We start from the raw sequence: 13,814 nt of genomic DNA, 5'->3' as shown, positions 1-13,814 counted from the left end.
GCAGACGTCGGAAGTGACGGAGACGGCGGTGGACCCGGGCGCCCGGGTCGACGACGGGCGGTCCGCGCGCCGTCCCCCGCGGGCCGGGCTGCTCGCCGCCGGGCTCGGGATCGCACTGGTGGCGGCGCTGACCGCGGCGGTCTGCCTGGGCTCCACCGACATCGCGCCCGGACACGTCTGGTCGGTGGTGCTCCAGCGGCTCGGCGGAGCGCCGCCCCGGCCGGGCACCGACGACCTGATCGTGTGGCAACTGCGGGTGCCGCGTGCGCTGTTGGCGGCACTGGCCGGTGCGGGGCTCGGGCTGGTGGGGACGGCGACCCAGGCGATGGTGCGCAATCCGCTGGCCGACCCCTATCTGCTGGGCATCTCCAACGGCGCCTCGCTCGGCGCGGTCGCCGCCATCGTGCTGGGCGCCTCGGCCGGCGACCTCCTGGGGCTGGGGCTCTCGGCGGCCGCGTTCGCCGGTGCGCTGGCCTCGTTCGCGCTGGTGTGGTGCTTCGCCCGGCGGGGCGGCGGCTTCTCGCCGCTGCGGCTGGTGCTGGCCGGAGTGGGCATCGGCCAGTTCCTCTCCGGCTTCACCAGCTATCTGGTGTTGCAGGCCGGCGATGAACAACAGACCCGGAGCGTGCTGTTCTGGCTGATGGGCAGCCTGGGCGGGGCCACCTGGAGCGTCCTGTGGCTGCCGGCGGCCGCGGTCGGCGCCGGGCTGCTGGCCCTCCAGGCGCGGGCCCGTGCCATGAACGCGCTGCTCATGGGCGACGAGACCGCGGCCGGCGTGGGCGTGGACGTCACCCGGCTGCGCAGGGAGCTGTTCGTGGTGACCGGGCTGCTGACCGGCGTCCTGGTCGCGGTCTCCGGCGCCATCGGCTTCGTGGGCCTGATGGTGCCGCATCTGTGCCGGCTGGTGATCGGCGGCGACCACCGCCGGCTGCTGCCGCTGTCCGCGCTGACCGGCGCGTTGCTGCTGGTGGTGGTGGACGTGGTGTGCCGTACGGCGATGGACTCCCAGGAGCTGCCGGTGGGCGTCGTCACCGCGATGATCGGGGCGCCCGTCCTGCTGTTCCTGCTGGACCGGCGGATGGAGGCGGGCCGGTGACCGTCGAGATCGAGGATCTGCACGTCGGCTATGCGGGCCGCGACGTCGTCGCCGGAGTGCGCCTGATGGCGGCGGCCGGCGAGATCGCCGGGCTCGTCGGGCCCAACGGCAGCGGCAAGTCCACCGTGCTGCGGACCGTCTACCGGCATCTGCGGCCCACCGCCGGCCGGGTGCTGCTGACCGGGACCGACCTGCGCACGCTCACCCCGGGACAGACCGCACGGCAGGTCGCCGCGCTGCCGCAGGAGCGCGGCAGCGACTTCGAGCTGACCGTGCACGAAGTGGTGGCGATGGGCCGTACGCCCTACAAGCGGGCCTTCGCGGGCGAGGACCGCGCCGACCGGGAGTGCGTGGCCGGCGCCCTGGCGGCCGTCGGCATGGCCGGGCAGGGCGCCCGCCGGTTCTCCGCGCTGTCCGGGGGCGAGCGGCAACGGGTGCTGCTGGCCCGTGCGTTCGCCCAGGACCCGGAAGTGCTGGTGCTGGACGAGCCCACCAACCACCTCGACGTCCGGCATCAGGTGGAGCTGCTCGCGCTGCTGCGGGCCCAGCGCCGCACGACGCTGATCTCCCTGCACGACCTGAACGCCGCGGCCTCCCTGTGCGACCGGCTGCATGTGCTGCACGCCGGGCGGGTGGTGGCGTCCGGCGCCCCGCGTACGGTGCTCACGCCGCAGCTGCTGGCCGAGGTGTTCGGGGTGCGCGCCGCGGTCACCGCCCACCCGCTCACCGGTGATCCGCTGATCGCCTTCGACCATCGCGAGCCGCTGCCCGCCGGCGACGGCTGACGGGCCCGCCCCGCCGCCTCACCCGGCCGCGAAGTGGCTCGGCCGCCCCTGACGCAGTACCGGGCGGCCGAGCCGCTCGGCGTCCGCGCGGTGCAGCAATTCCCGGCGTCCATCGGCATGTTCGAGCACGCACGAGTGCCAGGGCGTCATCCACACATCGGGCGCGTCCAGCAGCCGGATGCCGAACTTGGCCGAGCCCCGCGGCTGCGGATGGATGGACAGCCGGAACGCCCCCGGGTGGTGTGTGGCGATCAGCTCGCCCCAGGCGCGGCTGCGCTGCATCACCCCGTAGGCCCGGCGCCGGCAGTTGCGCTGCCGGGCCGACCGGGTCCCCGCGAACGAGACGGAGTCCTCGAAGAGGAACTTGGTGATGCCCTGGTACAGCCGCCGGGTCGGCTCGTCGGTGTGCGTCAGGGACCGCAGGGTCTCCAGGGCCGGGGCGTAACGCTCGTGGACCAGTTTCCGCTTGGCGTCGTGCGACAGCTCCTGCCCGTACACGTCCCGCAGGTCGAAGACGTCCAGCTGGGTCAGGCCCTCGTCGTGGATCAAGGTGCGCAGGGCGTCGGCATAGGCATCGATGTCACGGTCCGGCACCTGGATGAGGTCGCTGAAGACATGGCCGTCCGAGCAGAGGATCATCCGCGCCCCGGGCGGATGCACGGCGGCGATCCGGGCGCACAGCCCGTCCAGGAAGCGCAGCGCCAGCCGTTCGCCCTCGTCGGGCAGGTGGCCGAGCACCTTGGCCGGATTGGGGGACTTGCAGGGGAACCCCGGCAGGGTGAAGACGATCGGCTCGCCCGCCGCCACCGGCCCGGCCAGCTGCCGCAGTTGGGCGGGGAAGGCGTCGGGGGTGTCGTCGTGGCCGGCGTCCAGGGTGCGCCGGTGGGGCAGCAGGATGCCGAGCACCGCCGCACACACGGCCTGGACATCGGCGCGCGCGCCGGGAGGCGCCGGTACGGTCAGCACGCGGCATCAGGCCCACTCGTGACGGGACAGCGGCCCGCGGTGCCGTAGGCCACCGGCAGCCGGTCGACCCCGCGCGCCAGGACGGCCGGGATCCAGTTCAGCTCGCTCTCCGGGACGGCCGGCCGCAGGCCCGGCAGCCGTCGCAGCAGGGTGCCCAGGGCGATCTGGAGTTCGATACGGGCGAGCGCGGCACCGGGGCAGAAGTGGATGCCGTGGCCGAAGGCGAGGTGCGGGTTGGGGGAGCGGTCGAAGTCGAGGGTGTCCGCGTCGGGGAACTGCCGCGCGTCGCGGTTCGCCGCGCACAGCGACACGATGACGGAGTCGCCCGCCGGGATCCGGGTCCCGTGCAGGTCGGCGTCCTCGGCGAGGAACCGCCAGGTCGTCAGCTCGAAGGCGCTGTCGTACCGCAGGAGTTCCTCGACCGCGCGGGGCAGCAGCTCCGGACGGTCGGCCAGCGCCGCGAGGTGCGCGGGGTGCCGCAGCAGGGTGACCAGGGCCGTGGTGATCTGGTTGGTGACCGGCTCCTGCCCCGCCACCAGCAGCTGGAAGATCATGGAATCCAGCTCCTCCTGGCCGAGCGCCCCGGCGTCGCGGGCGGCCACCAGCCGGGAGAGCAGATCCTCGCCGCCCACCGCGCGCTGGTGGCGGACCAGATCGGCGATGTACTGCTGCAGCCCGCGCAGCCGCGCCTCGTACGCCGGGCGGCCCGGGTCGGTGGGCCCCACGGGCTGGACCACCTTGCCCCAGTCCCGGTCGAAGCGGGCCTCGAACTCCTCGGGCAGACCGATGACCTCGGCGAGGACCCGGAAGGGGAAGCGGGCCGCGAAGGCCGCGACCAGATCGGCCTCGCCGCTCTCCGGGAGGCCGTCGAGCAGGGCATCGGCCATCGCCTGGAAGCGCGGACGGAGCCCCTCGACGCGCTGCGGGGCGAAGGCGTCACCGAGCAGCCGGCGCAACTCGGTGTGCCGGGGCGGGTCCTGGTGCAGCAGATGCACCTGGAGCTGGGAGTGCTGCGGCTCGGGCATGATCGAGGCGCGGGCCCGCCAGGCCGCGTTGCCCCGCGAGTGGTGCTTGCCCAGCCGGGCGTCGGTCAGCGCCCGGTGGGCGGCCTCGTAGCCGGTGACCAGCCAGGCGCACACCCCGCTGGGGAAACGCACCCGGTGCACGGGGCCGCGCTCGCGCAGCTCCGCGTACAGGGGGTAGGGGTCGCGCTTGTACTCCGGCCCGTAGAGCTCCACGGGATCGGGATCGGACGGCCTGGACACGGAATCCTCCTCGGGTGACCGGTAACCGCGCCCGGACGGCACGGTGTTGGAGAGGTCGGGCACGGCGCGCGCCGAGTTCCCGCCGGGCGGGGAGAAATTCGGCCGGGCGGGGAGCGGGGCGGCGAAGCGGGCGGCGCAAACCCAGTTAGTCGGCTCCGGGGGCCGCACGGTTCCGGCGACGGAACGGGACAAACCTCACGTGCCGACGGGCCCCCGATCGTGCCCATCGCACCCTCCGCAGCTGCCACCATGACGCGATGTCCAGCTCTTCCGCCGACCCCGGTCGGCCCCCTCGTCGCCAGGCCGTCACCCGGCTGCTGCCCGCACGGTCGGTCCTCGGATTCCTCGTGCTGCTGGTGGTGCTCGGCACCCTCGCGTACGCCGCCGGTGCCGCCGTCGGCCCGGTGGCCCCGGGGCTGCATCCGGGCAGCGGCAGCCGTACGGGAGTCGATGCGCCCGATGGCGGCGGGGACATGGGCGGGATGCACGGCATGGGCGCCGCGGCCCCCCGCCCGGTGCCGGTGGGAGCGTCGCGATGACGCCACAGCCCCGCCCGGTCCCCGCGCCGCAGCGGACCGACGAGCGCACCACCACCCTCACGGTCGGCGGCATGACCTGCGCCGCCTGTGTGGGCCGGGTCGAGAAGAAGCTCGGCCGGCTGGACGGGGTCGCCGCCTCGGTCAACCTCGCCACCGGCCGGGCCACGGTCAGCCACCCCGCGGCGGTGCCCGTCACCGACCTCATCGCCACCGTCGAGGCCGCCGGCTTCACCGCCGGCCTCCCCGAGCCCGACCCGGAGCCGGAAGCGGATGCGCACCCGGCACCGGCCGCCGGCCCGGACGACGGGGACGCCGCCGCCCGCGCCGAGCGCCACCGGCTGCTGGTGACCGCGCTGCTCTCGCTGCCCGTCCTGGTGCTGTCGATGGTGCCCGGCTGGCAGTTCCGCAACTGGCAGTGGCTGTGTTTCGTCCTGGCCGCACCGGTCGCTCTGTGGGGCGCCGCCCCCTTCCACGCGCGTGCGCTGCGCGGGCTGCGGCACGGCGCCGCGACCATGGACACCCTGGTCTCCCTCGGCGTCGCCGCCTCCTTCGGCTGGTCCGCCTATGCGCTGTTCCTCGGCGGGGCCGGTGCGCCCGGGATGACCATGCCGTTCAGCCTGCTGCCCACGGCCGGCGACGGCGTCGCGCACCTCTACCTCGAAGCCGCCGTCGGCGTCCCGCTGTTCGTACTGGCCGGGCGCCGCATGGAGGCCAGGGCCCGGCGCGGGACCGGCGCCGCGCTGCGGGCCCTGGCCGAACTCGCCGCCAAGGACGTCGCCGTGCCGACGCCCGACGGTGAGCAGCGCATCCCGGTGAGCCGGCTGCGGGTCGGGGACCGCTTCCTGGTCCGGCCCGGCGAACGGGTCGCCACCGACGGCACCGTCGTCGAGGGCAGTTCCGCACTCGATCTGTCCCTGATCACCGGCGAGAGCCGGCCGGTCGAGGTCGGCCCGGGCGCGGCGGCCGTCGGCGGCGCGGTCAACTCCGGCGGTCTGCTGGAGGTACGGGCCGGAGCGGTGGGCGCCGACACCCAACTCGCCCGGATCACCCGGCTCGTCGAGGACGCGCAGACCGGCAAGACCAGGATCCAGCGGCTGGCCGACGCGGTGGCGGCGGTCTTCGTCCCCGCCGTACTGACCGTCTCGGTCACCGTCCTGGGCTTCTGGCTCGGCGCCGGAGCCGACCCGCAGGCCGCGGTGACCGCCGCGGTGGCCGTCCTGGTCGTCGCCTGTCCCTGCGCGCTGGGGCTGGCCACCCCGACCGCGCTGCTGGCCGCCACCGGCCGGGGCGCCCAGCTGGGGATCCTGGTCCGCGGCCCGGAGGCGCTGGAGCGGCTGCGCCATGTCGACACCATCGTGCTCGACAAGACCGGCACCCTCACCACGGGACAGATGGGCGTCACCGCCCTCACCGCACGCTCCGGCGGCCTCGACGCCACCGCGGTGCTGCGGCTGGCCGCCCTCGTCGAGCAGGGCTCCGAGCATCCGCTGGCCCGCGCGATCACGGCCCACGCCCGCGAGCGGCACCCGGACCCGCAGCAACTCCTGCTGCCCGTGCAGGACTTCATCGCGACGCCCGGTCACGGTGTCGAGGGCACGGCGGACGGGCACCGGGTGGCGGTCACCCGCCCCGGCGACCTCGACGGGCTCCCGGCCCCGCTCCCGGAGGCGGTGCGGTCCGCGGAGGCCGACGGCCGCACCGCCGTCCTGGTCACCGTCGACGGCACCCCGGAGGCGGTACTCGCCGTCGGCGACGCGCTGCGCCCCGACAGCTATCGTGCCGTCGACCATCTGCGCCGCCTGGGGCTGCGGCCGGTCCTGGCGACCGGTGACCGCGCCGCCACCGCCCGGGCGGTGGCCGGCCATCTCGCCGTCACCGAGGTGCACGCCGAGGCCCGCCCCGAGGACAAGGCCGACCTGGTCCGCACCCTGCAGGAGCAGGGCCGCCGCGTCGCCGTGGTCGGGGACGGGGTCAACGACGCGGCGGCGCTGGCGCTCGCCGATCTCGGTATCGCCATGGGGAGCGGCACCGACGCCGCGATCGGCGCCGCCGACGTCACCCTGGTCCGCGAGGACCTCCAGGCCATCGCCGACGCGGTACGGCTGGCCCGGCGCACCCTGGGCACCATCCGCACCAACCTCGGCTGGGCCTTCGGCTACAACCTCGTCACCGTGCCGCTGGCCGCCGTCGGCCTGCTCAACCCGATGCTCGCGGCCGCCGCGATGTCCGCCAGCTCCCTGCTCGTCGTGGGCAACAGCCTCCGGCTGCGCGCCTGGCGTCCACGCGGAGCCACCACCGCCCGCCGCCCCCACGGCCCGCGGCGGGCCCAGACCCGTGGGGAGACCACATGACGCGGCCACCCGTCCAGGCCCTCGCCGTTCCGCTGCTCACCTGCCTGGCGACCCTCGGCCTGCTCACCCTCTGGACCGCCGCCGGAAACGCGGGCACCCCCGCGCGGCTGAGCGTGGCCGAGGGCCGGGTACTGATCCCCGCGGGCTCCGATGCCACCGCCGCGTTCTTCACCATCCGCAACACCGGCGGCTCCGACGACGTCCTGACGGGCGTCACCGGGCCCGCCGGCCACCGCGCGATGCTCAGCCGCACCGTCGACATCGGCGACAACGCCCGCAGCATGGCGATGGCCGAGGACGCCACCGTCCCGGCCGGCGACGCCCTGACGATGACCGCGACCACCCTGGACATCATGGTCAGCCCACCGCCCCGGCTCGCGCCCGGCGACCGGCTCACCTTCACCCTGCACTTCCGCCACAGCCCACCGCGCACCGTACGGGCCGTGGCCGTGGCGCCCGGCCGGTGAACCACGGCGAACGGGGCTCATGGCCGGGTCCGCCCATGAGCCCCGTTCGCCCCGCCGGGTCCGGCCCGTCAGGCCACCGCGGCCGCGAGATCCCGCGGCCGGCCGGCCGACTCGGGCCGCTCGGCCTCCGTCAGCAGCCCGACGAGCGTCTCGCGGGCACGTGCCACCCGGGACCGCACGGTCCCCACCGGGCAGCCGATCACCCCGGCCGTCGCCGCGTACGGCAGGCCCAGCAGCTGCGTGAGGACGAACGCCTCCCGCCGCTCCGACGTCAGCGCCGCGAGCAGTTCGGCCAGCGCGACGCCCTCGTCGAAGCCGGGCACCCCACGCGGCTGTACCCGCTCCGCGGCCGTCTGCCAGTCGTCCGTGGCGGCCAGCCGGGGCCGGACGGCATGGGACCGGATGCGGTCCGCCACCACCCGCCGGGCGATGGTCAACAGCCAGGTACGGGCCGAGGACCGGCCCTCGAACCCGGGCAGACTGCGCAGAGCCCGGACGTAGGTGTCCTGCACCAGGTCGTCGGTCGCCTGCGGATCGCCGCTGAGATGGGTCACATAGCGCCGCACATCGAGCTGGGTGGCCCGGACGAACTGCTCGACGGCCCGCTCGTCACCGCCGCGGGCGGCCAGCGCCCAGCCCGTCACGCTCTCGTCATCGCGCATTCCGGCACCGTCCCTCGCCGCGCGGACGCGCTTCGGGGAGGATGGGCGCATGCTCTGCACGCGCATCCGTACGGCACTCTCCGCCCGCCTGGACGGCGAGGAACTGCCCCCCGGTCTCACCGCCCGCCGGCTCGACGAGCACCTCGCCGACTGCCGGGACTGCCGGCGCTGGGAAGAGCGGAGCCGTGCGCTGGCGACCGGTCTGCGCCGCGCCGCGGAGCGAGCCGAGGACGACGACCCGGCGGCCGCCGATGCCCTGCTCGCCCGGCTGCGGCCGGGTTCCGTACGGCCGGGGCCGGTACCTCCCGGCAGTGCGGACAGTGGTGGGAAACGGGCCGGTTGAGCCGGCCGGGGCGGCGGCGTACGGGCGTCCGCCCGCGCCGGCCGGGGCGCCCGAAGCGGACGCGGGCGGCAGCGCCACCGGCATCCGGACAGGATTCATCATCTGGAGTCCTTCGCATGACCCGGTCGCCGCGCACGGCGGGGACCGGTGAAGTCGGAGCCGGGCAGGGGCGCGAGTCCGCGGCGCCCGTGTGCCGGCTCGGGAATTCGACCGTGCTGTCAGCCGACAGCCGGCTCATACGGCGGACCCCGCAACGACCTCGCGTGGGCCAGCAGCAGCTGGTGCACCGCCCGCCGCGGCTCCTGCCGGGCGGCCCGCGCGGCGGGCGGTGCCGGGGGCAGGACGATCCGCAGGACCAGCACCAAGGGCGCGAACAGCCAGGCCGACACGCACCGCAGGAGCCGGAACGCCGCCCGCTCGCCGCCCCACAGCCACCCGGCGCTGAGCAGCGCGACCAGCAGATGGGCCGCGAGCATGCCGGACGCGCTGCCGTGCATGCCCGCCATGCCGGACGCACTGTCGTGCATCCCGGCCATCCCGTCCGGTCCGGCCAGCCGGCTCATGTGGTCCATGCCGGGCATGGAGCCGGTGTGTTCCCGGGCGGAGGCGGCCGCCATCTGCCGGTGCATCAGCTGAATGAGCTGCGCGGAGTCGTCGTCCGGGAGCGGCGTCCCGCCGGCACCGCACAGCCAGGTGTCCGCCCACCGCCGCGCGAGCGAGCGCGGTGCGCCGCCCGCGGGCCCGGCGAGCGCCTGGCCGAACGAGAACGCGGTGTGCAGCGCCGCTTGGGTGCCGACGGTCAGCAACCCCACCAGGAGCGGGCCGCGTTCCCGGCCCGCGCAGCACCAGGCGCCGGCCGCGGTCACCGCTCCGGCCGCGAGCAGCATCCACGCGGGAACCGCGGTATCCGACATCACCACGTGTCCCAGCGCGGCGAGCAGCACGCACACCACCGCGAACACCGCGGCGCGTAGCCCCCTGAGAACCTGCCCCGCATCCATGACAGGCCCATCGTCGCACCCCGCTCCCGGAACCCGACGAGGGGCCCCGACCTGCGGCGTCCGCCGTCGCGGCGGGACGCTCGCCCTCCTGGTACGGCCCGGCGGTCGTCGGCGGCACACGGAACGGGGCGCGGCCCCCGGCCACGCCCCGTCGGCTCCGTGCCGCCCCTAAGGCCGGGGGCCGATGACCTCCGCACCGTCCCGCACCGTGAGGGCGAGCACCGGGCAGCAATCGGCGGCGTCCAGCGCGCGTTCGTCCTCGTCGATCCGGTCGTGCAGCGGACGGGCATGGCTGCCGTCGAGCGCGAAGAGATCCGGTGCGATGGCGGCGCAGGATCCCGAGGCGATGCACTGCCGGGGCTCGATCTCCACGTTCCAGGTCATCGGTTCACCACCCCACCGGCATCACCCGGGGCCCGCGCACCAGCATCTGGCTCTTCCACTCCACATCGCCGGCCAGGCGCAGCCCCGGGAACCGGGTGAGCAGCGCGCCGAGTGCCTCCTGGAGTTCCAGGCGGGCCAGCGGCGCCCCCAGACAGTGATGGACGCCGTGACCGAAGCCGAGATGCTGGTTCGCGGCCCGGGAGATGTCCAGCGTGCCGGGCGAGTCGAAGCGCAGCGCGTCCCGGTTGGCCGCGCCCATCGCGATCAGGACCGGGGTGCCGGCCCGCACCAGCGTCCCGCCGACCTCGACGTCCTCGGTCGCGTAGCGGGGCTGGCCCGCGCCGCTGCCCAGCGGGACGAAGCGCAGCAGCTCCTCCACGGCATTGCCGATCAGCTGCGGCCGCTCGCGCAGCAGCGCGAGCTGGCCCGGGTGATCCAGCAGCGCCAGGACGAAGTTGGGGATCTGGGTGGCGGTGGTCTCGTGCCCGGCGACCAGGATCCCGACGCACAGGTCGACGAGTTCGAGCTCGGAAAGCCGGTCGCCGACGTCCCGGGCATCGATCAGCGCCGTCATCAGATCGTCCCGCGGGGCCTGCCGGTGCTCCTCGATCAACTGGCCCATATAGGCGCGGAGTTCTTCGAGATTCGCGTCGAACTCCGCCGCCGTCAGGGAACTTGTCGACAAGGCGGCATCGCTCCACACCCGGAAGCGCGGCCGGTCCTCGGCCGGCACCCCGAGCATCCGGCAGATCACGGCGACGGGGATGGGCAGCGCGTAGCGGTCCACCAGATCGACGGGCGGCCCGGCCGCCTCCAGCTCGTCGAGCAGCTCCCGCGTCAACTGCCGTACCTGCGGGCGGAGTTTCTCGACCTGGCGGACGGTGAAAGCCTTCGCCACCAGCGTCCGCAGCCGGGTGTGATCGGGTGGGTCCATGCCCAGGATGCCGCTGTCGCGACGCCCTTCGGACTGCCGGGGCTCGTCGTGCAGGGCTCCCAGGGCGCGGCTGAAGCGCTGGTCCCCGAGGACGAACCGGGCCTCGGCGTACCGGGTCACCAGCCAGGCCGGCTCTCCGTAGGCCATCTGTACCTTCAGCAGCCCCGGGCGGTTGCGGGCCTGCTCGTACTCCTCGGCGAGCGCAAGGCTCTCGGCAAGATTGAACGGGTAGGAGAGGGGTGCTGTATCGATCGTGGTCATGGCGACCTCCCTTGTGTAAGCACCTGCTTACAAACGGTAGGCCGCTCCCTCGGAGTGGTCAACGACGCATTGTGGCCGTCCTGATGACGGCCCGACGGAAAGGAAGCGTGGCGATGGCCAAGTCCCCGCAGGACGGCGCGGCGAGCGCACACCGCCGGGACGCGCAGGGCACGCGACTGCGGCTGCTGGACGCCGCCTCGGAGCTGTTCGCCGAGCGCGGCTACGAACGCGCGACGGTGCGTGACATCGCGGCCCGGGCCGGGGCCAATCAGGCCCTGTTGTTCCGGTACTTCGGCTCGAAGAAGGCCCTGTTCGGCGAGGTCATGGCGCGTGGCGGACAGGAGCAGCTGCGCACCACCCCCGCTGAGCGGCTGTTCGAGGTCGCACTGCGCGGCATGCTGGCCGGCGGCAGGGACGGCGGCGACCGTTCGCTGGAGGTGTGTCTGCGCTCCATAGGCGGCAGCGACGAGATCGCCGATGCGCTGCGCGGACTGGGGGAGGAGTACGCGGAGGTCCTCGCCACGCTCTCGGAATCCGACACCGGGGGGCTGCGTGCCGATCTGGCACTGTCGTGGCTGCTGGGAATTGGCTTGATGCGAGTGGTGGTCGCCAAGGAGCCGCTGGCGAGCGCCGACCCGGACACGGTGTGCTCGCTCGTCGTGGGCGCTCTGGGAGGGCTGCTGGAGAGTCTGCCGAAGGACGGCCGGAGCGAGGGGGAAGCCGGTGACGGCGGGGAAGGTGGTGGCGGGGAAAGGGCCGGGAATCCGGAGTGAGCGGGCGGGGGTGCGGTGTGCCGCCGTGCCTCGTGCTGCGTTCCAGTGACTCTCCGGCGGGTCGCAAGTCGGGGAACAAATGCACCTTTATCGTCATGTTTGCAGAGAATATTCTTTTTCTGCACCAGTCGAGTGAAGGTGGAAACATGCTCCGTTCGATTCCTCGCGGCCTTGCATTGGCCGGCCTGACCGCGGCTGCCCTGGTGGTGCCGACGGCCGGTGCCGCCACCGCCGCAACCACGCCCCCCAGCAGCAGCTCGCAGAGCACGATGTGCCTTCGCTGCGACCGGGGCCACCACCACTTCGGGCACCGTTACTGCAAGTGCCGCCACGACCGCCGCCACGGCCACCACGGCCGCTTCGGGCACGGCGGCCACGACGGCTACGACGGGTACGACGGCTTCGGCCGTGACGACAGCCGTCGCGACGGCTACGGCTACGGCCGCGACGGCGGTTACGACCGCGACAGCTACGACCGCGACAGCTACGGGCGTGACAGGGACGGGCGCGACGGTTACCGCCGCGACGGCCGTGAGAGGCGGGACCGGGACGGCCTGCTCGGCCTCGGACTGCTCGGCATCCTCTGACCCCTGTCGGACAGTCATGCGGTGGGCCCGGGACACCCCTCCCGGGCCCGCTGCATGCCGTGCCGCCCGCGCCGTTTCGCGGGGCGTCCGGACGGGCTCCGTCAGGAGGTCCAACACCCTTTCGGCCAACGGTGGTTGCCGGGCGTCGATCGCTCCGGTGGGCGCCCTCCGGTCCTTACCGCGACGGAATGATCGCCTCCTGTTTTTGGATTCTGGGCAAACATTGTCATTGGCCTTGCTTGATGGCAGGATTAACCCGTCACATCGCGAATGGGGGATTTGCGGTCAATGGGGGACGGGGGAAGAGTCCCTTCTGCGTAGCGCACGCCTGACCCGTGTGCGCGGCCAACAAGCCCGTGGGATCTCGCTTCTGCGAGCACAGCTGCCTTGCGCTGCCCACTTTCAACGGTTTGGACTCTGGTGATAGCGGAAGAAGTGTATGATCTCGTGCTGGATGACCTCTTCATTCAGCTGGACCAACTGGTTCCGGGAAGTTCCGTTTTCCTGAAAATGGAAGGTCTCAATCCAGCGGGTTCGGTAAAGCTCAAGACGGCTGTCGCGTTGGTCGCGGCGGCTGAGAACGCCGGGCTCCGTTTTCCGCGGACCCGCCTGATCGAATCGACGTCGGGAAACCTCGGCGTCGCCCTGGCGATGGTGTGCGCGGCGAAGGGCTATCCGCTGACCTGTGTCACGGACCCCAATGCCACCGTCCGCTCACGGCGCCTGATGGCCGTTCTCGGTGCCGAGGTCGTGGTGATCGAGGCCAGGGACGCCCACGGCGGCTTTCTGCAATCAAGGATCGACTACATCTCCGAGCGCCTGCGCCGCGAGCCCGACCTGTACTGGCTGAACCAGTACGCCAACCCGGCCGGGCCGCAGGCACACCGCGACCGTACGGGCCGCGCGCTCGTCGAGGGGCTCGGCCACATCGACTACGCCTTCATCGGGGCCGGCACCACGGGGACGCTGATGGGTTGCGCGGAGTACCTCCGCCGGCACAGCCCCGCCACCCGGATCATCGCGGTGGACGCCGTCGGCTCGGTGACCTTCGGCGGCCCGGCGGCCCGCCGCCACATTCCCGGACTGGGGACGAGCCGACGTCCGGAAATCCTCGATACGAGGAACCTCGACGACATCGTGCTCATTTCCGAGGCGGATTCCGTCGAGATGTGCAGAACCCTTGCCCGGGAGCGGGGGCTGCTCCTGGGAGGCTCGACCGGCACGGTGCTGTGCGCCGTACAGGACGCCGCCAAGAAAATACCGGAAGGGAGCGTGGTGGTGGCGATTTCTCCGGACCTCGGTGACCGCTATCTGGAGACCATCTACGACGACGCGTGGGTGGCCGAACGCTGGCCCGAGATAGTCGGCCACTAGTTTTCTCGGGCACCGGCCCGAGAGGG

General features: G+C 73.6%; 15 protein-coding genes. 9 read left to right on the top strand and 6 right to left on the bottom strand.

The window, feature by feature from the left end; translation table 11 throughout:
- Nucleotides 1-28 precede the first annotated feature (28 nt).
- Both EST54_RS20590 and EST54_RS20585 read left to right on the top strand, forming a co-directional pair.
- The gene (locus EST54_RS20590) at nucleotides 29-1,096 is read left to right on the top strand and encodes a FecCD family ABC transporter permease (protein ID WP_129249118.1); all 1,068 of its coding nucleotides are present in this window, start codon (nucleotides 29-31) and stop codon (nucleotides 1,094-1,096) included.
- On the top strand, nucleotides 1,093-1,881 hold the full coding sequence (locus tag EST54_RS20585) for an ABC transporter ATP-binding protein (RefSeq protein WP_129249110.1): 789 nt from the start codon (nucleotides 1,093-1,095) through the stop codon (nucleotides 1,879-1,881). Before EST54_RS20590 ends, EST54_RS20585 begins: the two co-directional genes overlap by 4 nt.
- A gap of 18 nt (nucleotides 1,882-1,899) precedes the next feature.
- Here EST54_RS20585 and EST54_RS20580 read toward each other — a convergent pair whose 3' ends face one another.
- Together EST54_RS20580 and EST54_RS20575 are read right to left on the bottom strand one after the other, a co-directional pair.
- On the bottom strand, nucleotides 1,900-2,844 hold the full coding sequence (locus tag EST54_RS20580; protein WP_129249117.1) for an L-tyrosine/L-tryptophan isonitrile synthase family protein: 945 nt from the start codon (nucleotides 2,842-2,844) through the stop codon (nucleotides 1,900-1,902).
- A complete protein-coding gene (locus EST54_RS20575; protein WP_129249109.1) occupies nucleotides 2,841-4,112 on the bottom strand; it encodes a cytochrome P450 family protein in 1,272 nt (423 codons plus the stop codon). Before EST54_RS20575 ends, EST54_RS20580 begins: the two co-directional genes overlap by 4 nt.
- A gap of 257 nt (nucleotides 4,113-4,369) precedes the next feature.
- Between EST54_RS20575 and EST54_RS20570 the strand changes: the two genes are divergently transcribed.
- From EST54_RS20570 to EST54_RS20560, 3 genes are read left to right on the top strand one after another with little or no spacing between them, the layout of a single operon-like run.
- Nucleotides 4,370-4,651 (top strand): hypothetical protein, encoded by a 282-nt coding sequence (locus EST54_RS20570; protein ID WP_129249108.1) that lies wholly within the window; start codon nucleotides 4,370-4,372, stop codon nucleotides 4,649-4,651.
- Nucleotides 4,648-7,002, top strand: a complete 2,355-nt coding sequence (locus tag EST54_RS20565; protein WP_129249107.1) for a heavy metal translocating P-type ATPase — start codon at nucleotides 4,648-4,650, stop codon at nucleotides 7,000-7,002. Before EST54_RS20570 ends, EST54_RS20565 begins: the two co-directional genes overlap by 4 nt.
- On the top strand, nucleotides 6,999-7,469 hold the full coding sequence (locus EST54_RS20560) for a copper chaperone PCu(A)C (protein WP_129249106.1): 471 nt from the start codon (nucleotides 6,999-7,001) through the stop codon (nucleotides 7,467-7,469). Before EST54_RS20565 ends, EST54_RS20560 begins: the two co-directional genes overlap by 4 nt.
- 68 nt (nucleotides 7,470-7,537) lie before the next feature.
- Here the strand turns inward: EST54_RS20560 and EST54_RS20555 are convergent, their stop codons facing one another.
- Complete coding sequence (locus EST54_RS20555) at nucleotides 7,538-8,131, bottom strand: sigma-70 family RNA polymerase sigma factor (protein ID WP_129249105.1); 594 nt, start codon at nucleotides 8,129-8,131, stop codon at nucleotides 7,538-7,540.
- A 49-nt stretch (nucleotides 8,132-8,180) separates the two neighbouring features.
- Between EST54_RS20555 and EST54_RS20550 the strand changes: the two genes are divergently transcribed.
- Nucleotides 8,181-8,474 (top strand): zf-HC2 domain-containing protein, encoded by a 294-nt coding sequence (locus tag EST54_RS20550; protein ID WP_129249104.1) that lies wholly within the window; start codon nucleotides 8,181-8,183, stop codon nucleotides 8,472-8,474.
- Nucleotides 8,475-8,692: 218 nt separating this feature from the next.
- On the opposite strand, the gene EST54_RS20545 is transcribed toward EST54_RS20550, so the two are convergent.
- The 3 genes from EST54_RS20545 to EST54_RS20535 all read right to left on the bottom strand — a co-directional run bounded on the left by EST54_RS20545 (nucleotide 8,693) and on the right by EST54_RS20535 (nucleotide 11,054).
- On the bottom strand, nucleotides 8,693-9,475 hold the full coding sequence (locus EST54_RS20545) for a PE-PGRS family protein (protein WP_129249103.1): 783 nt from the start codon (nucleotides 9,473-9,475) through the stop codon (nucleotides 8,693-8,695).
- A gap of 168 nt (nucleotides 9,476-9,643) precedes the next feature.
- Nucleotides 9,644-9,859: a ferredoxin gene (locus EST54_RS20540; protein WP_129249102.1), complete on the bottom strand. Its 216-nt coding sequence runs from the start codon at nucleotides 9,857-9,859 to the stop codon at nucleotides 9,644-9,646.
- Nucleotides 9,860-9,863: 4 nt separating this feature from the next.
- Entirely contained in the window at nucleotides 9,864-11,054 is a 1,191-nt protein-coding gene (locus EST54_RS20535; RefSeq protein ID WP_129249101.1) for a cytochrome P450, read from the bottom strand.
- 113 nt (nucleotides 11,055-11,167) lie between these two features.
- On the opposite strand from EST54_RS20535, the gene EST54_RS20530 reads away from it, so the two are divergent.
- From EST54_RS20530 to sbnA, 3 genes are all read left to right on the top strand, one after another.
- Nucleotides 11,168-11,827 carry a TetR/AcrR family transcriptional regulator gene (locus EST54_RS20530; protein ID WP_129249100.1) on the top strand — a complete coding sequence of 220 codons (660 nt, stop codon included), beginning with the start codon at nucleotides 11,168-11,170 and terminating at the stop codon, nucleotides 11,825-11,827.
- A gap of 146 nt (nucleotides 11,828-11,973) precedes the next feature.
- Complete coding sequence (locus EST54_RS34130; RefSeq protein ID WP_154074032.1) at nucleotides 11,974-12,414, top strand: hypothetical protein; 441 nt, start codon at nucleotides 11,974-11,976, stop codon at nucleotides 12,412-12,414.
- 435 nt (nucleotides 12,415-12,849) lie between these two features.
- Nucleotides 12,850-13,788, top strand: a complete 939-nt coding sequence (gene sbnA, locus EST54_RS35090) for a 2,3-diaminopropionate biosynthesis protein SbnA (RefSeq protein WP_203525339.1) — start codon at nucleotides 12,850-12,852, stop codon at nucleotides 13,786-13,788.
- The last annotated feature ends 26 nt before the right edge of the window (nucleotides 13,789-13,814 follow it).

This window comes from Streptomyces sioyaensis (genome assembly GCF_004122735.1).
In the GTDB taxonomy this organism is placed as follows: domain Bacteria; phylum Actinomycetota; class Actinomycetes; order Streptomycetales; family Streptomycetaceae; genus Streptomyces; species Streptomyces sioyaensis.
The sequence above is the reverse complement of the archived record's forward strand: the minus strand, read 5'-3'. Positions and strand labels throughout refer to the sequence as shown.